Annotated in this window: 19 protein-coding genes; 17 read left to right on the top strand and 2 right to left on the bottom strand. The window is 70.3% G+C overall.

All coding sequences use genetic code 11. The features are described from left to right. Positions 1–182 precede the first annotated feature (182 nt). The 6 genes from ngcE to SROS_RS46495 all read left to right on the top strand — a co-directional run bounded on the left by ngcE (position 183) and on the right by SROS_RS46495 (position 5110). Positions 183–1640, top strand: coding sequence for an N-acetylglucosamine/diacetylchitobiose ABC transporter substrate-binding protein (ngcE, locus tag SROS_RS37200; RefSeq protein ID WP_012894108.1), 1458 nt, complete (start codon positions 183–185; stop codon positions 1638–1640). Positions 1641–1646: 6 nt separating this feature from the next. After that, the gene (locus SROS_RS37195; RefSeq protein ID WP_012894107.1) at positions 1647–2558 is read left to right on the top strand and encodes a carbohydrate ABC transporter permease; all 912 of its coding nucleotides are present in this window, start codon (positions 1647–1649) and stop codon (positions 2556–2558) included. Further along, positions 2558–3463 carry a carbohydrate ABC transporter permease gene (locus SROS_RS37190; RefSeq protein WP_012894106.1) on the top strand — a complete coding sequence of 302 codons (906 nt, stop codon included), beginning with the start codon at positions 2558–2560 and terminating at the stop codon, positions 3461–3463. Before SROS_RS37195 ends, SROS_RS37190 begins: the two co-directional genes overlap by 1 nt. Before the next feature lie 84 nt (positions 3464–3547). Beyond that, on the top strand, positions 3548–4150 hold the full coding sequence (locus SROS_RS37185; RefSeq protein WP_012894105.1) for a hypothetical protein: 603 nt from the start codon (positions 3548–3550) through the stop codon (positions 4148–4150). After that, positions 4137–4427, top strand: coding sequence for a 4a-hydroxytetrahydrobiopterin dehydratase (locus tag SROS_RS37180; RefSeq protein ID WP_012894104.1), 291 nt, complete (start codon positions 4137–4139; stop codon positions 4425–4427). Before SROS_RS37185 ends, SROS_RS37180 begins: the two co-directional genes overlap by 14 nt. 113 nt (positions 4428–4540) lie before the next feature. Beyond that, complete coding sequence (locus SROS_RS46495) at positions 4541–5110, top strand: superoxide dismutase family protein (RefSeq protein ID WP_012894103.1); 570 nt, start codon at positions 4541–4543, stop codon at positions 5108–5110. A 118-nt stretch (positions 5111–5228) separates the two neighbouring features. Here the strand turns inward: SROS_RS46495 and SROS_RS37170 are convergent, their stop codons facing one another. Continuing rightward, positions 5229–5867 carry a GntR family transcriptional regulator gene (locus SROS_RS37170; protein WP_012894102.1) on the bottom strand — a complete coding sequence of 213 codons (639 nt, stop codon included), beginning with the start codon at positions 5865–5867 and terminating at the stop codon, positions 5229–5231. Between the two features lie 110 nt (positions 5868–5977). Between SROS_RS37170 and SROS_RS37165 the strand changes: the two genes are divergently transcribed. The 11 genes from SROS_RS37165 to SROS_RS37115 are packed head-to-tail and all read left to right on the top strand — an operon-like array spanning position 5978 to position 18213. Then, a complete protein-coding gene (locus SROS_RS37165) occupies positions 5978–7981 on the top strand; it encodes a beta-galactosidase (RefSeq protein ID WP_012894101.1) in 2004 nt (667 codons plus the stop codon). After that, positions 7978–9309 carry an aminomethyl-transferring glycine dehydrogenase subunit GcvPA gene (gcvPA, locus tag SROS_RS37160; RefSeq protein ID WP_012894100.1) on the top strand — a complete coding sequence of 444 codons (1332 nt, stop codon included), beginning with the start codon at positions 7978–7980 and terminating at the stop codon, positions 9307–9309. The genes SROS_RS37165 and gcvPA overlap by 4 nt, the downstream gene beginning before the upstream one ends. Continuing rightward, the gene (gene gcvPB, locus SROS_RS37155) at positions 9306–10865 is read left to right on the top strand and encodes an aminomethyl-transferring glycine dehydrogenase subunit GcvPB (RefSeq protein WP_012894099.1); all 1560 of its coding nucleotides are present in this window, start codon (positions 9306–9308) and stop codon (positions 10863–10865) included. Before gcvPA ends, gcvPB begins: the two co-directional genes overlap by 4 nt. Beyond that, positions 10862–12088, top strand: a complete 1227-nt coding sequence (locus SROS_RS37150) for an ATP-NAD kinase family protein (RefSeq protein ID WP_012894098.1) — start codon at positions 10862–10864, stop codon at positions 12086–12088. Before gcvPB ends, SROS_RS37150 begins: the two co-directional genes overlap by 4 nt. After that, positions 12085–12840, top strand: a complete 756-nt coding sequence (locus tag SROS_RS37145) for an SDR family NAD(P)-dependent oxidoreductase (RefSeq protein ID WP_012894097.1) — start codon at positions 12085–12087, stop codon at positions 12838–12840. The genes SROS_RS37150 and SROS_RS37145 overlap by 4 nt, the downstream gene beginning before the upstream one ends. 38 nt (positions 12841–12878) lie before the next feature. Continuing rightward, positions 12879–14186: an ABC transporter substrate-binding protein gene (locus SROS_RS37140; protein WP_012894096.1), complete on the top strand. Its 1308-nt coding sequence runs from the start codon at positions 12879–12881 to the stop codon at positions 14184–14186. A 5-nt stretch (positions 14187–14191) separates the two neighbouring features. Then, positions 14192–15130 carry a carbohydrate ABC transporter permease gene (locus tag SROS_RS37135; protein WP_012894095.1) on the top strand — a complete coding sequence of 313 codons (939 nt, stop codon included), beginning with the start codon at positions 14192–14194 and terminating at the stop codon, positions 15128–15130. An 11-nt stretch (positions 15131–15141) separates the two neighbouring features. Then, on the top strand, positions 15142–16002 hold the full coding sequence (locus tag SROS_RS37130; RefSeq protein ID WP_012894094.1) for a carbohydrate ABC transporter permease: 861 nt from the start codon (positions 15142–15144) through the stop codon (positions 16000–16002). Between the two features lie 2 nt (positions 16003–16004). Continuing rightward, positions 16005–17636, top strand: coding sequence for an amylo-alpha-1,6-glucosidase (locus SROS_RS37125; protein WP_012894093.1), 1632 nt, complete (start codon positions 16005–16007; stop codon positions 17634–17636). A 36-nt stretch (positions 17637–17672) separates the two neighbouring features. After that, the gene (locus SROS_RS37120; RefSeq protein WP_012894092.1) at positions 17673–17903 is read left to right on the top strand and encodes a DUF6290 family protein; all 231 of its coding nucleotides are present in this window, start codon (positions 17673–17675) and stop codon (positions 17901–17903) included. Further along, positions 17893–18213, top strand: coding sequence for a type II toxin-antitoxin system PemK/MazF family toxin (locus SROS_RS37115; protein WP_012894091.1), 321 nt, complete (start codon positions 17893–17895; stop codon positions 18211–18213). The genes SROS_RS37120 and SROS_RS37115 overlap by 11 nt, the downstream gene beginning before the upstream one ends. Positions 18214–18249: 36 nt before the next feature. Here SROS_RS37115 and SROS_RS37110 read toward each other — a convergent pair whose 3' ends face one another. Next, positions 18250–19236 (bottom strand): pirin family protein, encoded by a 987-nt coding sequence (locus tag SROS_RS37110; RefSeq protein ID WP_012894090.1) that lies wholly within the window; start codon positions 19234–19236, stop codon positions 18250–18252. Positions 19237–19329 lie beyond the last annotated feature (93 nt).

The following is a 19329-nucleotide window of genomic DNA, read 5'->3' as shown; positions in this document are numbered from 1 at the left end:
GTGTGCCGATCTGTCAGGGGAATGTCCTCCTTTGACGTTTGCTTTCTACCGGAAATGTCGCGAGGACATTACGGCTCGGTCTAGACCGGCTGCGACCTCTTGACGGTGGACTCCAGGGGTACGTACCTTCGGGCAAACGTTTAGGAAACTTTCCTAATTGATCCCCCGTCCAGGAGGGTTACATGTCCAATTCGGTCGGTACGCCCGGAGATATCACCCGGCGGCAGATGCTCCGCCGGATCGGCCTGACCGCTCTGGTGGCCGGTCCCGGCGCCGGGCTCCTCAGCGCCTGTGCCACCGGTGGCGGCTCCAGCCCCGCGGCGACCACCTCCGCGGCCCCGTCCGCGGGTGGCGCGGTCTCCGCGGCCAACCCGTTCGGCGTCGCCGCCGACGCTCCGCTCGAAGTCGTCATCTTCAAGGGCGGTCTCGGCGACAGCTACGCGACCGAGGTCCACGAGCCGCTGTACAAGAAGGCCTTCCCCAAGGCCACGGTCAAGCACGTCGCCACGCAGCAGATCGCGCAGACCCTGCAGCCCCGCTTCGCCGGCGGCGACGTCCCGGACATGATCGCCAACTCGGGCACCGACCTGATGGACAACGGCGCGCTGCAGCAGGAGGGCCAGCTGCTGGAGCTCACCGAGCTGTGGGACGCCCCCTCCATCGACGACCCCGCCAAGAAGGTGCGCGACACGGTCGCGCCGGGCACCGTCGAGTCGGGTCTCATCGACAACAAGCCGTACCTGATGAACTACGTCTTCTCGGCCTACGGCCTCTGGTACGACTCGGTCCTGTTCGAGAAGAACGGCTGGACCCCGCCGAAGACCTTCGAGGAGTTCAAGGCCTTCTGTGAGAAGGCCAAGGCCGCCGGGATCACCCCCTTCGCGTACGCGGGCAAGAACGCCTCCTACTACGCCTACTGGATGATCCTCATCTCCGCCGCGAAGATCGAGGGCAACCAGCTCCTGATCGACATCGACAACCTCGTCGACGGCGTCTGGAAGCGCGACTCGGTCAAGCAGTCCGCCGCCGCCTGGGCCGAGATCGGCAAGTACATGGACAAGTCCTTCGAGGGCCTGATCCACACCGACGTGCAGACCCGGCAGAACCAGGGCAAGATCGCCCTCTACCCGACCGGCTCCTGGCTGGAGAACGAGCAGAAGAGCCAGACGCCCAAGGAGTTCAAGTACGCCCTGACGCCCACCCCGAGCGTCACCGCGGCCGACAAGCTGCCGTTCGAGGCCATCCGCGCCGCCGCCGGCGAGGCCTACATCGTCCCCGCCAAGTCCAAGAACCCCAAGGGCGGCCTGGAGTACCTGCGCATCATGCTCTCCAAGGAGGGCGCCCGCGGCTTCACCGAGAAGTCCGGCAACATCACCGTCGTCACCGGTGCCGCCGACGGCCTGGACCTGTCGCCCGGCAACGCGAGCCTCAGCGCCGCGCAGACCGCGGCCGGCTCGAACATCGTCACCCGCAGCGACTTCGAGAACTGGTACAAGGAGCTTGAGACCGACCTGCGCAAGCACACCAACGCGCTGATGTTCGGCCGCATCTCCGCCGACGAGTTCTGCGAGAAGATGCAGAAGGCCGCCGACAAGACCAAGGCCGACTCGTCCATCACCAAGCAGAACCGGACGGTGTAGGCACCAATGCAGCATGGCAGGTATCGGTTCATCGTCGGCTTCCTCGCCGCGCCGGTGCTCCTCTACGTGGTCTTCGTGATCAGCCCGTACGTCCAGGCTTTCTACATCGCGCTGACCAACTGGAAGGGCGTCTCGGCAAACCCTCAGTTCATCGGCCTGGAGAACTTCTCCCGGCTCCTGGACGACGAGGTCTTCTGGGCCGCGGTGCGTCACCACGGTGTTCTGCTGCTTGTCATGCCGCTGGTCACCATCGTGATCGCCCTGTTCTTCTCCTTCCTGCTCAACCTGAGCGGCGGGCAGAAGGGCGGTCAGATGAGCGGGATCTGGGGCTCGAAGGTCTATCGGGTGATCTTCTTCCTGCCCCAGGTCCTGGCCGTGGCCATCGTCGGCGTCCTCTTCCAGACGATCTACCGTCCGGACGAGACCGGCGTCATCAACGGCCTGCTGGGCAAGGTCGGCATCGACCCGGTCGGCTGGCTCATCGATCCGAACATCGCCCTGCTGGCGATCATCGGTGTGATGGTCTGGCAGGCGGTCGGCTTCTACGTGGTCCTGTTCTCGGCCGGCATGTCCTCCATCCCGAAGGACGTGTTCGAGGCCGCCGCCCTGGACGGGGCGGGCCGCTACACCCTCTTCTTCAAGATCACGCTCCCGCTGCTGTGGGACACCATGCAGGTCGCCTGGGTCTACCTGGGCATCGCCGCCTTCGACGCCTTCGCCCTGGTCCAGGTGCTCTCGGTCGACCGGGGCGGACCCGACAACTCCACGACGGTGCTGCCGCTGGAGATCTGGCGTACGGCGTTCAACTTCTCCAAGTTCGGCTACGCGTCGGCGATGGGTGTGGCGCTGTTCTTCATGACCATCACGTTCGCGGCACTCACTCTGCGCGTGACCCGGCGCGAGAGGATCGAGTTCTGATGGCCACGGACACGCGTTACAAGCCGTCCTCCCGGTCGGGCGCCTCCCACGGCAGGCCCAGGAAGCGGAAGAACCCGCTGGGCGTCTTCGGGGCGATGTCCCACATCGCGCTGGTGATCTGGGCGATCCTGATCATCGGCCCGATCCTGTGGACCTTCCTGGCCTCCTTCAAGAACAACACCGAGATCTTCGGCGACCCCATCACGCTCCCGTCCTCCTTCGGATGGGACGCCTGGGGCCGGGCCTGGGAGAAGGCCCACATCGGCCAGTACATGATCAACACCGTCTTCGTGGTGGTGTGCAGCACGGCCGCGACCATGCTGCTGGGCTCGATGGCCGCCTACGTGCTGTCGCGCTACACCTTCCCCGGCAACCGGGCGATCTACTTCCTGTTCGTCTCGGGCATGACCTTCCCGGTCTTCCTCGCCCTGGTCCCGCTGTTCTTCGTGGTGAAGAACCTCGGCCTGATCGACACCCACCTCGGCGTGATCCTGGTCTACACCGCCTACTCGCTCCCCTTCACGGTCTTCTTCCTGTCGGCGTTCTTCAAAACGCTGCCGACCTCGGTGGCCGAGGCGGCGATGATGGACGGCTGCTCCCATACCAGGACGTTCTTCCAGATCATGGTGCCGATGGCCAAGCCCGGCCTGGTCAGCATCACGATCTTCAACATCCTGGGCCAGTGGAACCAGTACCTCCTGCCGATCGTGCTGCTGTCCGGCAACGTCGAGGACAAGTGGCTGATCACCCAGGGTGTCGCGAACATCTCCACCAACGCCGGCTACGAGGCCGACTGGCCGGGCATGTTCGCCGCGCTGAGCATGACCATCATCCCCGTCATGATCATCTACATCATCTTCCAGCGTCAGATCCAGTCGGGTCTCACCTCCGGCGCCGTCAAATAAAGGTGCCCGGCCGGTAATCCCCCGGGGGGCCTCGGGAGTCGTCCTTAGTCGGAACGGACCCCTGCGCCCCTCGGAGACCTCTGTATGGCAGACCACGAACAGGCCTTCCCCTTCCCGTTCTTCGGGGCGGGGGAGGCCAACTACTACATGTGGGCCGAAGTCCACGTGCGCTTCGCCCGCGAGCCCACGAGCTCCCAGCGCGCGGCCATCGCCGACGCTGTGCCGGTCCCGCTGCGGGGAGCGGTCGACTGGTGCGAGGGACGCCAGCTCATGGTGGCCAGCGGCCTGTTCCTGCACGGCGCGGTGGTCCGCGCCTATCCCGCCGCCGCGGGCGAGCCCGACCGGATCGGCGAGGACGGCTGGCTCTACGCCGCCCCCTCCCGGATCGCGGCCCTCAACGCCGACATCGAGGCGTGGCTCCGCCGGATCCACGGCGAGTGCCCGGTGCTGGCCGCCTACCGTGCCGAGGACCCCGACAGCGGCGGCACCCGCCTGTCCGCGTGGCACGACTGGAGCCTCGCCCGGCTGCCCGGCCTCCTCCCGGAGCTTGAGCGGGTCCTCGACCACAGCGGCCACGCCACGTCCATGGCGCGGGGCATCATGGCCATGGCCCGGCGCGCGAGCAGGCTGCCCCGGCTTGGCGTGTTCGCCGGGGACGTGATGTCCTGGACCGATGGACCTGCTTGATGACTCCGCGGTGGACCAGAGGCTGACCGGCGTGCCCGAGTGGCGGCGCGAGGGCGACGAGATCCGCCGGACGATCAAGGCCCCCGACTTCCCGACGGCGATCCGCATCGTCGACGAGGTCGCCGTCGAGGCCGAGAAGCTCAACCACCATCCCGACATCGACATCCGCTGGCGCACCCTCCACCTGGCCCTGTCCACCCACGACGCCGGCGGCCTGACCGAGATGGACTTCACCCTCGCCGCCCGCATCGACGCCATCGCCGCATCCCACACCTGAGGCGGGCGCGGGCGCGGACACGCGGGGCCGGAACGGCCAATACCCTATGTGATCAGTTGATTACTCGTTAGAGTGGGTGCCTGTCCTGCCGTTCCTCCTCAAGGAGATGTCGGATGCGCGTCCTCGTGGCTCTCGTCGCCGTCGGTCTGCTGAGCGTGGCCTGTGGCGCGCCGGAGGCCGTCCCCCAGCCGGCCGCGCCCACCCCGGGTGCCCCGGGCGCCGCCGGGGTCCGGCTCTCCGGGGGCGGCACGCTCGCCGCGCCGGCGCCGAAGGCCTCGGCCGTCGCCTACAACGTCAGGCTGGCACCCCCCGGCGCCTCGGCCAGGCTCACGGCCGAGTCGGGGGCGGTGCTGGCCACCTCCACGCTCACGGTCGGGGGCCTGCTGCCCGAACGGACCTATGGCGCGCACCTGCACGTCAACCCGTGCGGAGCCAAGCCCGAAGACGCGGGCCCGCACTACCAGCACGCCCACAGCCACGCGAGCGCCGACAACGAGGTGTGGCTGGACTTCACCACCGACGCCCGGGGGGCGGCCACCGCCACCGCCAAGCAGGACTGGGCGTTCGTCCCCACCCGGCTGCCCCGCTCCCTGGTGATCCACGCGAAGCCGACCACCAAGACCGGGGCCGACGCGGGCACCGCCGGTCCCCGTGTCGCCTGCGTCACCCTCGCCGAGCGTTAGCCGTATCCGGCCGGCACGGTGACGCGGGCAACTGGCCGGTGGACGGGCGCCGGGGCCGCCGTGACGACACCGGGCGCCGTGGCGCCCCACCCCCGATCCCCCCTCCCGGAGGCGTGGGTCAGGGGATGCGGGACATCATCCGCTCCATGCCGTTGACCCAGTTGTCCCTCAGGGCCGCCGCCGCGCCCTCCAGGTCGCCGTCGATCAGGCGCTCGGCCACCCGGCAGTGCTCCTCGGCGGCGCGTTCCATCGGGGTGCTCTCCCCGGTCATCAGGTGGGCGTAGCGGCGCATGCCCGCCTTGACACTGGTGATCAGATCGAGCAGCCGCTCGTTGCCGCACCCGCTGAGCAGCAGGTCGTGCCACTCGTCGTCGTGGCTTTCGATGTCCTGCCGCTCGGCGATGTTGTCGGAGAAGTCCTGGGCGAGCCCGAGCAGCTCCGGGGCGATCTTCTTCAGGTAGGCCGGGTCCGAGCTCTCCAGGGCGAGCGCCTCCAGTGCCGCCACGATGGCGCACAGCTCCCGGAACTCCTTACGGCTGACCGGCGCGAACCGGAACCCTCTGCCCTGGTTGCTCTCCAGCACGCCCTCACCCGCGAGCGTGATCAGTGCCTCGCGCAGCGGGGTGCGGCTGACGCCGAGCTCCCCGGCGAGGGCGGCCTCGTTGATGTCGGTCCCCGCCGCGAAGTCTCCCCGGTCGAGCCGGAGCATGAGCTCCTCGCGGATCTGCTCGCGGAGAGGGCGCCGCTCGATCGGCATGGCACTCCTTGGATTGATCTTGTGCCAAGCGTACCCACTTGACGTGATGCAAAATACTGCACTATGAATTCTGCATACAAAATATTACATGTCATAGATCGGAGTTACGGGTGGGTCTGACCAGGGTTTCCGGTCTGCTGTTCGGTGGTGACTACAACCCCGAGCAGTGGCCGGAGCACGTCTGGGACGAGGACGTCAGGCTGATGTCCGAAGCCGGGGTCACCATGGCGACCGTCGCGGTCTTCTCCTGGTCCCGTCTCGAACCGCGCCCGGGGGAGTACGACTTCGGCTGGCTGGACCGGGTCCTGGACCTCCTCCACGAGCACGGCGTCGCCGCCGACCTGGCCACCGCCACCGCCACCCCGCCGCCCTGGCTGGTGCGCGAGCACCCGGAGGTGCTCCCGGTGGACGCCGCGGGGACCCGCCTCGACTTCGGCTCCCGCCAGAGCTACTGCCCCAGCTCGCCGGTCTTCCGCGAGGCCACGGTACGGCTGGCGCGGACGATGGCCGAGCGCTACGCCGGCCACCCGGCGCTGGCCATGTGGCACATCGGCAACGAGTACGCCGACCACACCCTCGAATGCTTCTGCGAGGAGTCCGCCCGCCACTTCCGGCGCTGGCTGCGGGACCGCCACGGGTCGGTCGACGGCCTGAACGCCGCCTGGGGCACCTCCTGCTGGGGTCAGCACTACACCGCGTTCGACCAGGTCAACCCGCCGCGCAAGGCGCCGGGCCCGGTGAACCCCGCCCAGGTCCTCGACTGGCGCCGCTTCAGCTCCGACGCGCTGCTGGAGTGCTTCGAGCTGGAGAAGGCCGTGCTGCGCGAGGTCACCCCGGACGTCCCGGTGACCACCAACTTCATGAGCATCCTGCACGGCCTGGACTACTGGAAGTGGGCCGCGGCCGAGGACGTCGTCAGCGACGACGCCTACCCCGACCCTGCCGACCCCTCCTCGCACGTGGCCGTCGCGCTCAGCTACGACCTGATGCGCTCGCTGAAGCAGCGGCCGTGGATCCTGCTGGAGCAGGCGTCGAGCGCGGTGAGCTGGCGCGAGGTCAACGCTCCCAAACCGCCGGGGATGATGCGCCTGCACAGCCTCCAGGCGCTGGCCCACGGCGCGGACGGCGCGATGTTCTTCCAGTGGCGGCAGGCCAAGTACGGTCCGGAGAAGTTCCACTCCGCGCTGCTCCCGCACGGCGGCACCGCCTCGCGCGGCTGGCAGGACACGGTACGGCTCGGCGCCGACCTCAGGCGTCTCGCCGAGATCGCCGGGTCCGGGACGCACGCCGACGTCGCGCTGGTCCTCGACTGGGACAGCTGGTGGGGCCTGGAGGCTCCCGAGTCGATGCCGTCCGACCGGCTCAGGCTCAAGGAGCTCCTGCAGGCCTGGTACGCGCCGATGCACGCCCGCGGCATCGCGGTGGACCTCGTCCCGGCGGGCCGCGACCTGTCCGGCTACCGCGTGGTGATCGCCCCCAACCTCTACATGTGCACCGAGGAGCAGGCCGGTCACCTGGCCGCCTTCGACGGGCACCTCGTCGTCGGCCCGTTCAGCGGCGTCGTCGACCCGGCCGACCAGGTCCACGACGGCGGCGCCCCCGGCCCGCTGCGCGAGCTGCTCGGCCTGACGGTGGACGAGTTCTGGCCGCTCCCCGACGGCCTGACCCAGCGGGTACGGCTCGCGCCGGGGCTGCGGGGGGACGGGCCGCCGGCCGTACCGGCGCGGACCTGGGCCGAATGGCTCCGCGTCGAGGACGCCGAGGTGCTCGCCCGTTACGAGGGCGGCGACCTGGACGGGCAGGCGGCGATCACCCGGCGCGGGAACGCCACCTACCTGAGCTGCCTGCTCGACGACGTCACCCCCGTCCTGACCGAGGTCCTGGCGGCCGCGGGCGTCCGGCCGGTGGCCGACGTGCCCGAGGGCGTGGAGGCCACCCGCCGGGGCCGCTACCTCTTCCTGCTCAACCACGCGACGACCCCCGCCCGGGTGGACCTCCGGGAGCCGGGGACCGACCTGCTCACCGGCCGCGACCTGCGGGGCCGGATCGACATCCCGCCCCGCGACGCCGTGGTGCTCCGCACCGGAGCCGAGCCAACCGAAGGAGAACGGTGACACACCCCTACATCCCGAACGCCGAACCGGGCGTGCGGGCCGAGATGCTCGCCGCCATCGGCGCCGCGAGCGTCGAGGAGTTCTACGCGGCCATCCCGGCGGGCCTCCGCCTGGACCGCCCGCTGGACCTGCCCGCGCCGATGGCGTCCGAGCATGAGCTGGTCACGCACATGCGCGGGCTGCTGGCACGCAACACCGACACCACCGAGGCGCTCAGCTTCCTGGGCCACGGCTGCTACCCGCACCACGTCCCGGCCGTCTGCGACGAGGTCAACGGGCGCAGCGAGTTCCTCACCGCCTACGCGGGCGAGCCGTACGAGGACCACGGCCGCTTCCAGGCCATGTTCGAGTACGTCAGCATGATGGCCGAACTGCTGGAGATGGACGTCGTCAACGTCCCGACCTACGACGGCTACCAGGCGTCCGGGACCGCCATCCGGATGGCGGCCCGCTACACCGGCCGCTCGAAGGTGCTGGTCAGCGGGGCCGTCAGCGCGGACAAGATGAGCAAGCTCCGCGACTTCCTCGCCCACGACATCGAGATCGTCGTCGCCCCGGTCGGGGCGGGCGGCGAGATCGGCGACGTGGAGATCGACGAGACCTTCGCCGCGATCTACCTGGAGACCCCGAACGTCTACGGGGTCGTGGAGACGCGGGGCCGCGAGCTCGCCGACCTGGCGCACGGCGCCGGCGCGCTCCTGGTCGTCTCGGCCGACCCGATCTCGCTGGGCGTGCTCGCCCCGCCCGCCGCCTACGGCGCGGACATCGCCTGCGGCGACATCCAGTCGCTCGGCATGCACCAGAGCTACGGCGGCGGCCACGCCGGCTACATCGCCACCCGCGACGAGGAGCGCCTGGTCGCCGAGTTCCCCTCGCGGCTGTTCGGCATCGCGCCCACCGCGGTCCCCGGCGAGTACGGCTTCGGCGACGTCTTCTACGACCGGACCTCCTTCGCCCACCGCGAGGAGGGCAAGGAATGGGTGGGCACCGCCGCCGCCCTGTGGGGCATCACGGCCGGGGTCTACCTCGCGCTGATGGGCCCCGAGGGCATGCGCGAGCTCGGCGAGACGGTCCTGGCCCGCACCCGCTACGCGATGGACCGGCTCGCCGCCGCCGGAGCCCGGGTGCTGCACCCGGGCGCCGTCCACTTCCGCGAGTTCGCGATCGAGGTGCCCTCGGCCGACGATCTCCTGGCCGCGCTGCGCGGGCACGGCATTTTCGGCGGCGTCCGGCTGGACGACCGCACGCTGCTGGTCTGCGTGACCGAGCGGCACTCCAAGGACGACATCGACCGGCTGGCGGCAGCCGTACAGGAGGAACTGTCGTGAGTGGGCACTCAGGAGAGTCGTTCGCCGAGCTGCCGGTCGCGCCCAAGCCGCCGCTGCGCCGGTTCCACCAGGCCCGCTGGGACGAGCCGATCATCTTCGAGCAGTCGCGTCCCGGCCGCCGGGGCATCGCCGTACCGGCCGCGGGGGTGCCCGCGGTGGAACTGCCCGAGTCGGTACGGCGGGCCGAGCCGCCCAAGCTGCCCGAGATGGCGCAGCTCCACGTGCTGCGGCACTACGTCCGGCTGTCGCAGGAGAACCTGGGCGTCGACCAGGCCATCGCGGTCGGCCAGGGCACCTGCACCATGAAGTACAGCCCCAAGGTCAACGACCGCTTCGTCAGCGACCCCAAGGTGGCCGAGCTCCACCCGCTCCAGCCCGACGACACCGTGCAGGGCGTCCTGGAGGTCTACTGGCGGATGGAGAGGATGCTGGCCGAGATCTCCGGCATGCACCGGGTCTCGCTCCAGCCCGCCTCCGGGTCGGCCGCGATCTACGCCAACATCGCGATGATCCGCGCCTACCACGCCTCGCGCGGCGAGGGGCGGCAGCGCGACCAGGTCATCACCACGATGTTCTCCCACCCCTCCAACGCGGCCTGCGCCAAGACCGCCGGGTACGAGGTCATCACGTTGATGCCGGACGAGAACGGCTACCCCGACATCGAGGCACTGCGCGCCGCCGTCGGTCCCCGCACCGCGGCCCTGATGATCACCAACCCCGAGGACACGGGCATCTTCAACCCGCGCATCGAGGAGTTCGTCTCGCTGGTGCACGAGGCCGGGGGGCTGGCCTGCTACGACCAGGCCAACGCCAACGGCCTCCTGGGCATCACCCGCGCCGCCGACGCCGGGTTCGACCTGTGCCACTTCAACCTGCACAAGACCTTCTCCACCCCGCACATGTGCGGCGGCCCGGCCGGGGGCGCCAGCTGCGTCTCCGAGGCGCTCGCCCCCTTCCTGCCGGGCCCGGTCGTCGAGTTCGACGGAGAGAGGTACCACCTCGACGCCGACAGGCCGCTGTCGGTCGGCAAGACGCGCCCCTTCCTCGGCGTCACCCCGAACGTGGTCCGCGCCTACGCCTGGGTCATGGCGCTGGGCGCCGAGGGCCTGCGCGAGGTCGCCGAGACCGCGGTGCTCAACAACAACTACCTGATGCACAGGATCCTCCAGATCCCCGGCGCCTCCGCCCACTGGGGCGGGGGCCGCCTGGAGCAGGTCCGCTACTCCTGGCAGGGCCTGTTCGAGGAGACGGGCGTGCACTCGGAGGAGATCGGCGTCCGAGCCGCCGACTTCGGCGTGCACTACTGGACCAGCCACCACCCCTATCTGGTCCCCGAGCCCTTCACCCTGGAGCCGACCGAGTCCTACTCCCAGGAGGACCTCGACGAGTACGCCGCGATCCTCGCCCACGTCGCCGACGAGGCCCGCCGCGATCCCGAGTACGTCAGGGGCGCTCCTTACAACCAGACGGTCCACAAGATCGATCAGACGTCGCTGGACGACCCCAAGCAGTGGTCGCCCACCTGGCGCGCCTACACCCGCAAGCACCTGGCGTGACCACCGACCGGCCGGCCGCTCCCGCCACGTCCCCGACCCCCTCGGCGCCGGCGGCCTCCGCCACGCCCCCGGCGTCCGTGCCCCCGGGCGGCGGGGACCTCCTGGTCGGGCTGATCGTCAACCCGGTCGCGGGCATCGGCGGCCCGGCCGGTCTCAAGGGCAGCGACGGCCCCGACGTCCAGCGGGAGGCCCTGGCCAGAGGGGCCTCCCCCCGGGCCGGGGACCGCGCGGCGCAGGCCGTGCGGACCCTGATGGCCCGGCGTCCCGGCACGAGGATCCTCACCGTCGCCGGTCCGATGGGCGAGCACAGCGCGCGGGCGGCCGGGGCCGTCCCGGAGCTCCTGCGGCTCCCGCCCGGCGACCCGTCGTCCCCGCGGGACACGACGGCGGCCGTCGCGGCCATGAAGGACGTCGACCTGCTGCTGTTCGCCGGGGGAGACGGCACCGCCAGGGACGTGCTCGACGGCTCGCCGTCCTGCCCGGTGCTCGGCGTCCCGGCGGGGGTGAAGGTCTACTCCGGATGCTTCGCGGTCAGCCCCGCCACGGCGGGGGACATGGCCGCCGGGTTCGGCCGGGACGTCGCCGGGACGGTCGAGGCCGAGGTGGTGGACCTCGACGAGGAGGCCTACCGGCGGGGCCGGGTCGGTCCCCGGCTCTACGGCACCCTGCGCGTGCCCGCCGCCCGGACACGACTGTCGGGCCGCAAGGTCGGCTCGTCCTCGGCCGCCCCCGGATCGGCCGAGGGCATCGCCCGGGAGGTCGTGGCCCGGATGCGGCCCGGCGCCCGCTACGTCCTCGGCCCCGGCGCCACCACCATGGCCGTCGGCCGGCGGCTCGGCCTGGCCACCACGCTGCTCGGCGTGGACGTGGTCCAGGACGGTGAGCTGGTCGCCGCCGACGTCACCGAGCGGCAGCTCGCCGATCTCGTCGACGGGTGCGAGAGCCACGCCGTCGTCTCGGTGATCGGCGGGCAGGGGTTCGTGCTCGGCCGGGGCAACCAGCAGATCAGCCCGGCCGTACTGAAAAAGATCATGGCCTCCGGAGGGCTGGTCGTCCTGGCCACCCAGCAGAAGCTCGCCGGCCTCGGCGGGCGGCCGCTGCTGGCCGACACCGGAGACCCGGAGGCGGACGCCCTCGTCGGCGGCCACGTCTCCGTCATCACCGGATATCGCGAGAGCGCGATGTACCGGATCCGTTCCGCGATCGAGGAGTTCCCCGCATGACCACCCTGACTGACAAGGTCGCCATCGTCACCGGCGGCGCGTCCGGCATCGGCCGGGCCACCGCGCTGCTCTTCGCCCGCCAGGGCGCGGCCGTCGTGGTCGCCGACCTCGACGCCCCCGGTGCCGCGAAGGTGGTCGGGGAGATCGAGGCCGAGGGCGGCAGGGCCGTGGCGGTCAGGACCGACGTGGCCTCCGAGGCCGACTGCGAGCGGGCCGTACGGACCGCCGTGGAGACCTTCGGCGGGCTGCACGTGCTGTTCAACAACGCCGGGATCATCCGCCGGACCACCGCCCTGGACATCACGGCCGACGAGTGGGACCGGGTCATGGCGGTCAACGTCCGCTCGGTCTTCCTCATGTGCAAGCACGCGATCCCCGCCATGAAGGACGGCGGCTCGATCGTGAACACCGGCTCCGGCTGGGGTCTCAAGGGCGGCGGCAACGCCATCTCCTACTGCGCCTCCAAGGCCGCCGTGGTCAACATGACCCGCGCCCTGGCCATCGACCACGCCAAGGCCGGCATCCGCGTCAACTCGGTCAACCCGGGTGACACCGACACCCCCATGCTCCGCGAGGAGGCCCGCCAGCTCTCGGAGGACTGGGCCGCCTTCGCCGCCGACGCCGCCGACCGCCCGATGGGCCGCGCGGGCAGTCCCGACGAGATCGCCCAGGCCGTCCTCTTCCTGGCGAGCGACGCCGCCAGCTACGTCACCGGCGCGGCCCTGGTCGTCGACGGTGGCGGACTCGCCTAACCCACCCCCCCGAAAATCACACCCCCAGGAGGCACACCGTGTCTTTCCCCATCTCCAAAAAAGCCCTGGCCGCAGCGGCCCTGGCCCTGACCGCCACCGTCACCGCCGCGTGCAGCGGCAGCGGCGGCGGCACGACCAGCGGCGGCGCGTCCGCCGGCGGAAAGGTCACCATCCGGTGGTCGACCTGGGGCTCGGCCGAGGACGTCGCGCTCTACAAGGGCTTCAACGACGACTTCATGAAGCGCCACCCGAACATCGTGCTGAAGATGGAGACGGTCCCCAAGTACGAGGAGTACCACCCCAAGCTCCTCACCCAGCTCACCTCCAAGACCGCGCCCGACGTCTTCTTCGTCGGAGACGACAACGTCGGCAAGTTCGTCGCCGCCGGGGTGCTCGCCCCGCTCAACGACAAGCTCGCCGGCCCGGACAGCAAGAGCAAGCCCGAGGACTACTTCGAGGGCATCTACGGCGGGGCCAAGAAGGACGGCCAGATCTACGGCATCCCGAACGACACCAGCCCCGAGGTCCTCTGGTACGGCAAGAAGGCGCTCAAGGAGGCCGGGATCACCGAGGACCCGGCCGAGCTGAACGCGGCCGGCAAGTGGACCATGGCCAAATACCTGGAGATGAACGCCAAGCTCAAGGCCGCGGGCAAGGCCGGCTCCCTCTTCTGGAACTGGTACGGCTCGACCTACAGCATGATCGGCGGCTTCGGCGGCAAGGTCTGGGACGGCGGCAAGTTCGTCGCCACCACCGACCCCAAGTCCCGTAAGGCCCTGGAGACCCTCGCCAAGGGGTACGCGGACAAGACCTTCCTGTCGGTCGACGTGCTGCCCGCCAGCAACGGCGCCAACACCCAGTTCCTGCGGGGCAAGGCCGGCTTCTACGCCGGCGGCCGGTGGGTGATCGACGTGGTCAAGAAGGGCGGCGACCTGCCCAACTACGACATCGTGCCGTTCCCGTCGGAGACCGGCCAGCCGATGCCCGGCGCGGTCGCGGCCTCCTACCTCGCGCTGAACAAGGACTCCAAGAACGCCAAGGAGGCCTTCACCTTCCTGACCGAGTTCGTCAGCAAGGAGGGGCAGCTCCAGCGGCTCAAGGGCGGCGGCGCGGTCCCCTCGGTCAAGGGCGCCGAGCAGATCGTGCTGGAGGACAACTACCCGGCGCACGCCCAGACGCTCCTGGACGTCCGTGACACCGGCTTCGCCAACTACCCCGAGGAGGTCGCCGTGCCGGGTCTCACCAAGGACATCAACGACCACCTGCTGAAGGTCTGGACCGGCAAGGTCGCCTTCGAGCAGGGCATGACCGAGCTCCAGGCCATCGTCGACGGCAAGATCGGTTAGCGGCGGTGGGCGTCGTCACCCCGGCGCGCCCCGCCGCGAAGACCCGGTCCGCACGCGCGGCGACGCGCGTGCGGAACCGGGACGGCTGGTGGGCCACGCTGTTCCTCGCTCCGCAGGTCCTCGGCCTGCTGGCGTTCCTGGTCTTCCCGCTCGGGTTCGCGGTCGTGCTCGCGTTCATGAAGTGGGACGGGCTCGGCGAGAAGTCCTGGGCCGGCTTCGACAACTTCGCCGCCCAGCTCTCCGACCCCGCCTTCGGCACGGCCGTCTGGAACACCGTCAAGCTCGCCTTCCTGACGGTCCCGGTCGGCCTGGCGCTCGCGCTGCTCATCGCCCTCGCGCTGAACCAGGTCAGGGGCAAGACCTTCTACCGGGTCGTCTATTTCCTGCCGGTGGTCACCAGCTCGGTGGCGGTGGCCGTGATGTGGCAGGTCATCCTGGCCAGCGGCGACTACGGCGTCCTCAACAGGACCGTGCACGACTGGTTCGGGATCGCGCTGCCCGACTGGCTTGAGGACCCGGGCTGGGTCATCGTGGCCATCGCGGTCGTGACCATCTGGTCCTCGCTCGGCCTCAACGTCGTGATCTTCCTGGCCGGGCTGCAGACCATCCCGCCCGCCCTGATGGAGGCCGCCCGCATCGACGGGGCGGGCCCGATCCGCATCTTCCGCTCGGTGACACTGCCCATGATCTCCCCGACCGTCTTCTTCTCCACCGTGGTCGCGGTGATCAGCTCGTTCCAGGCGTTCGACCAGATCTACGTGCTGGTCGACCCCGACCACAACGACGGCGCCCGCACGATCGTCTACCAGATCTACGACCTGGGCTTCAAGAACTTCGAGTTCGGCATGAGCAGCGCCGCCGCGCTGATCCTGCTCGCACTGACGCTGCTCGTCACCCTCGTCCAGTTCGGAGTGCAGAAGCGCTTCGTCCACTACGACTCCTAAGGGGACCGTCGATGGCTGTGATCCCCGGGTCCCCCGGCACCCCCGCCTCCCGCCGCCTGGGCCGGATCGCCCTGCACGCCGTGCTCATCGCCGGCGGGCTGGCGATGCTGTTCCCGTTCGTCTGGATGCTGCTGACGTCGTTCAAGGGCGCGCGCCAGATGCTCAACGCGCCGCTGGACTGGCTGCCCAACCCCTGGCGGGCGCAGAACTACCCCGACGCGTTCGGCGCGCTGCCCTTCGCCCAGGCGTACTGGAACAGCTTCTACATCGCGGTCCTCAACGTGGTCCTCACCCTGAGCACCTCCGCCATGGCCGCCTACGCCTTCGCGAGAATTCGCTTCCGCGGCTCGGGCCTGCTGTTCGGCCTGTTCCTGGCGACCCAGATGGTGCCGGCGCAGGTGACCGTCGTCCCGCTCTACCTGATGCTGGCGGAGCTGGGCTGGATCGACTCCCACCTGGCGCTGATCGTGCCCGGCTTCGTCAATCCCTTCGCGGTCTTCCTGCTGCGCCAGTTCATCCGGGCGGTCCCGATCGAGCTGGAGGAGGCGGCCCGCCTCGACGGCGCCAACCGCTGGACGATCTTCTGGCGGGTCGTGCTGCCCAACGTCCGGCCCGGCATGGGCGCGCTGGGCATCATCGTCTTCCTGGCGAGCTGGAACAGCTTCTTCTTCCCGCTGATCTTCCTGAATTCGCCGGAGCTGGCCACCGTGCCGCTGCTGGTCAGCCAGTTCGCCGGGCAGCACGGCGCCACCGACTACGGTCTCACCCTCGCCGCCTCGGCCATCTCGGTCGTCCCGATGATGATCGCCTTCCTGATCGGCCAGCGGCGCATTCTCAACAGCATGGCCATGTCCGGCCTGGGAGGACGCTGACGATGTTCGAACTGCGTGACCTTCGGACGACTCCCTTCACCGAGCGGGGTTCCCGGCTGCTGGTGATGGCCGCCGAGGACGGCTCGCTCTGGATCGCCCGCGCCGAGTACGAGACCCGGCTGTCGGAGACGACCGTCCTGACCGGCCTGCGGCTGTTCCGCGGCGACGCCGAGCTGCCCGTACGGCATGCGCGCCCCGACCGGATCTCCTTCGAGGGAGGCGTGGACCTGGTCTTCGCCGACGCCGGGACGCTGGTGCTGACCGGCTCGGCGGCGCGGGCGGTCTGGGACGGCGGCGCCGGCGACGTCGACGGGACCCTCGTGCTGGTGGGGGAGGCGCGCCCGTACGACGGCGCGGCACTGCTGGAGGCGGCCGCGCGGCGCCGTCAGGAGTGGGCCGATCGGATGCCGGCCGTGCCGGAGGGGCTGCGGGAGCGGGCCGAGCAGGCATGGTGGACGCTGGGCGTGAACCTGCTGCCCATCGCGTTCGCGGGCGGCCGGGAGGGCGTCGTCCCCTCCAAGTTCGGATATGTCGGCATCTGGAACTGGGATGCGTACTTCCACGCCGTCGGCCTGCGCCATGCCGACCCCGGCCTCGCCCGCGACCAGATCCGCATCCTCCTGGACCACCAGCGCCCCGACGGCCTCATCCCCGACGTGGTCCACGACCTGGGCGTGCTCGCCGAGACCACCGACCTGCCCCGCTCCGACCACGCCCGCCTGGCCCAGCACGTCGGCCAGGCCGGCGGAACGGAGCGGGGGGCCGGCTCCCCGGAGGAGGGGCCGATCGGCGGCGTCGTCCCGGTGACCAAGCCCCCGCTCGCCGCGTGGGCCGTCTGGAAGATCCACGAGGTCGCCCCGGACCCGGGGTTCCTCGAGGAGGTGTACGAGCCGATCGCCCGCTCGCACGAGTGGTGGCTGACCGTCTCCGACCCCGACGGGGACGGGCTCGCCGAGTATCTCCACCCGTACTCGTCCGGCCTGGACGACAGCCCGATCTGGGACCACGGCCCTCGCGCCGAGCCCCCGGACCTCAACTCCTACCTGGCCCTGCAGGCCGACCGGCTGGGCGACATCGCCGAGGCGCTGGGCCGTACCGAGGAGGCGGCGGCCTGGCGGAAGCGGGCGGCCGAGCACGTGGAGCTGCTGGTGGCCGGGCGCTGGAACGGCAGGCGGTTCGTCACCCTGGCCAAGTCCGCATCCGGCCCCTCGGGCCCGGCCGGCGCCGTGACCGAGGTGGCGACCCGGACCCCGCTGGAGCTGCTGCCGCTGCTCACCGGCCGCCTCCCCGGGGAGATCGCCGGGCGCCTGGTGGCCGACCTGCTCTCCCCGTCCTTCTGGGGCGAGCGGCCGGTGCCCACGGTCGCCTTCGACGACCCGGACTTCGACCCCGACGCCATGTGGCGCGGCCCGGTCTGGCTCAACGTCAACTACCTGCTGATCGAGGGCCTGCGCCGCTCCGGCTACGCCGAGGTGGCCGACGAGCTGACCCGGCGGACCCTGGACATGGTGAACGCCGGTGGCGGCCTGTACGAATACTGGAACCCGCTCACCGGCGCCCGCGCGGCCCGAGCGACCAGCGGCTTCGGCTGGTCGTCCGCGCTCTTCCTCGATCTGGCCTCAGGTCAGGCGTGACCGGCCGTGTAAGACAGTTCGTGTTACATTGACGGCATGACGACGGTGACGGTGCGTCTTGACGAGAAGACGCGCAAAGAACTTGAGCAGGTCGCCGAGGAGATGGGCGAATCGATCTCGGAGGTCGTTCGCAAGGCCATCCACCTCGCGTGGTTCACCACCATGCAAGAGCGGATGCGGAAGGAGTCGGCCGAGATCGCCAGCGATCCGGCCGAGCGGGAAGAGGCCGAGCGGATCAGGGAGTGGGCCCGCTACCTTGCTTCGTAAGGGGTCCGTCTTCCATGTGACTCTCCCCGCCCGTTCCTCGGACCACACACAGCAGGGGCGGCGATACGCCGTCGTGGTGACCGCCACGAGCTTCATCGGATCGGTTGTGACGGTGGCGCCTACGTCGACCTCCGCCCGGGCGAGCTTGACCCGCCCGGAGGCGGAGATCGACGGCCGCAAATGCCGGATCCTGCTTGAGCAGATGCTCGCGGTGGACATCGCCAAGCTCACGCAGTGGGTCGGAATCCTGGAGGACGACGAGCTGGACGCACTGGATGACGCGCTGAGGCTGTATCACGGCCTCCTGTGATCCGTGCTCGTGCCTCCTCCTCGATCTGGCCTCAGGTCAGGCGTGACCGGCCGGGATGGTGCCGAGGCGGCCGGCCTGGTAGTCCTCGAACGCCTTGGCGAGCTCCTCCTGGGTGTTCATCACGAACGGGCCGTAGTGCGCGACCGGCTCGCCGATCGGGCGGCCGCCCAGCACGATGACCTCCAGGTTGGGGCTGCGGCTCTCCTGGCTCCCGGAGGCCCAGAGGGTGAGGCCCTCCCCCTCGGTGCCGAGGCCGGGGACGGCGCCGAAGCCGTCGAAGACCGCCAGCTGGCCCGACTCGATCGGCTGCCTGTCGGCGCCGACCCCGCCCCGCCCGGAGAGGACGTAGGCGAGCGCGTTGAAGTCCTTGCGCCAGGGCAGCGTGAGACGGGAGCCGGGGCTGAGAGAGGCGTGCAGCAGGGTGATCGGGGTCCTCGTGCTGCCGGGGCCGGTGAACCCGGCGACCTCGCCCGCGATCAGGCGGACCAGCGCTCCGCCGTCGTGGCTGCTGAGCAGGACGACGTTGGACCTGCCGATGTCCTGGTAGTTGGGCGCGACCATCTTCTGGCTGCCCGGCAGGTTGACCCAGAGCTGGATGCCGTGGAACAGGCCGCCCTTCTGGACCAGCCACTCCGGGGGAGCCTCCTTGTGCAGGATGCCTCCGCCGGCGGTCATCCACTGCGTGTCGCCGTCGGAGATCGTGCCGCCGCCGCCGTGGGAGTCGGCGTGGTCCATCACGCCGTCGATCATGTAGGTGACGGTCTCGAAGCCCCGGTGCGGGTGCCAGGGGGTGCCCTTGGGCTCGCCCGGCGCGTAGTCCACCTCGCCCATCTGGTCCATCATGATGAACGGGTCGAGGTACTGGGGCTTGATCGTCGCCAGGGCCTTCCGCACGGGGAAGCCCTCGCCCTCGAATCCGCTGGGCGCGGTCGTCACGGCCAGCACCTCGCGCTCGCGCACCGCGCCGAGAGGCTGGGGCAGCCGGGGCAGGGTCAACGGGTTCTCTACGGTCACGGCGGGCATTTCGGACTCCTTCCTGCGGGGTTCGCTGGTACCAACTCAGTTGATTGTTCAACTATTCCGCAGTGGCCGAGGCCGTGGCGCGGGGAGCGCCAC

It is taken from the genome of Streptosporangium roseum DSM 43021, assembly GCF_000024865.1.
Lineage (GTDB): Bacteria > Actinomycetota > Actinomycetes > Streptosporangiales > Streptosporangiaceae > Streptosporangium > Streptosporangium roseum.
This window is presented reverse-complemented; position numbering and strand designations above follow the sequence as displayed.

Coding starts and splice junctions, on each gene's coding strand:
- ngcE (WP_012894108.1), top strand. CDS start 183: ATGTCCAATTCGGTCGGTACGCCCGGAGATATCACCCGGCGGCAGATG.
- SROS_RS37195 (WP_012894107.1), top strand. CDS start 1,647: ATGCAGCATGGCAGGTATCGGTTCATCGTCGGCTTCCTCGCCGCGCCG.
- SROS_RS37190 (WP_012894106.1), top strand. CDS start 2,558: ATGGCCACGGACACGCGTTACAAGCCGTCCTCCCGGTCGGGCGCCTCC.
- SROS_RS37185 (WP_012894105.1), top strand. CDS start 3,548: ATGGCAGACCACGAACAGGCCTTCCCCTTCCCGTTCTTCGGGGCGGGG.
- SROS_RS37180 (WP_012894104.1), top strand. CDS start 4,137: ATGGACCTGCTTGATGACTCCGCGGTGGACCAGAGGCTGACCGGCGTG.
- SROS_RS46495 (WP_012894103.1), top strand. CDS start 4,541: ATGCGCGTCCTCGTGGCTCTCGTCGCCGTCGGTCTGCTGAGCGTGGCC.
- SROS_RS37170 (WP_012894102.1), bottom strand. CDS start 5,867: ATGCCGATCGAGCGGCGCCCTCTCCGCGAGCAGATCCGCGAGGAGCTC.
- SROS_RS37145 (WP_012894097.1), top strand. CDS start 12,085: ATGACCACCCTGACTGACAAGGTCGCCATCGTCACCGGCGGCGCGTCC.
- SROS_RS37130 (WP_012894094.1), top strand. CDS start 15,142: ATGGCTGTGATCCCCGGGTCCCCCGGCACCCCCGCCTCCCGCCGCCTG.
- SROS_RS37125 (WP_012894093.1), top strand. CDS start 16,005: ATGTTCGAACTGCGTGACCTTCGGACGACTCCCTTCACCGAGCGGGGT.
- SROS_RS37120 (WP_012894092.1), top strand. CDS start 17,673: ATGACGACGGTGACGGTGCGTCTTGACGAGAAGACGCGCAAAGAACTT.
- SROS_RS37110 (WP_012894090.1), bottom strand. CDS start 19,236: ATGCCCGCCGTGACCGTAGAGAACCCGTTGACCCTGCCCCGGCTGCCC.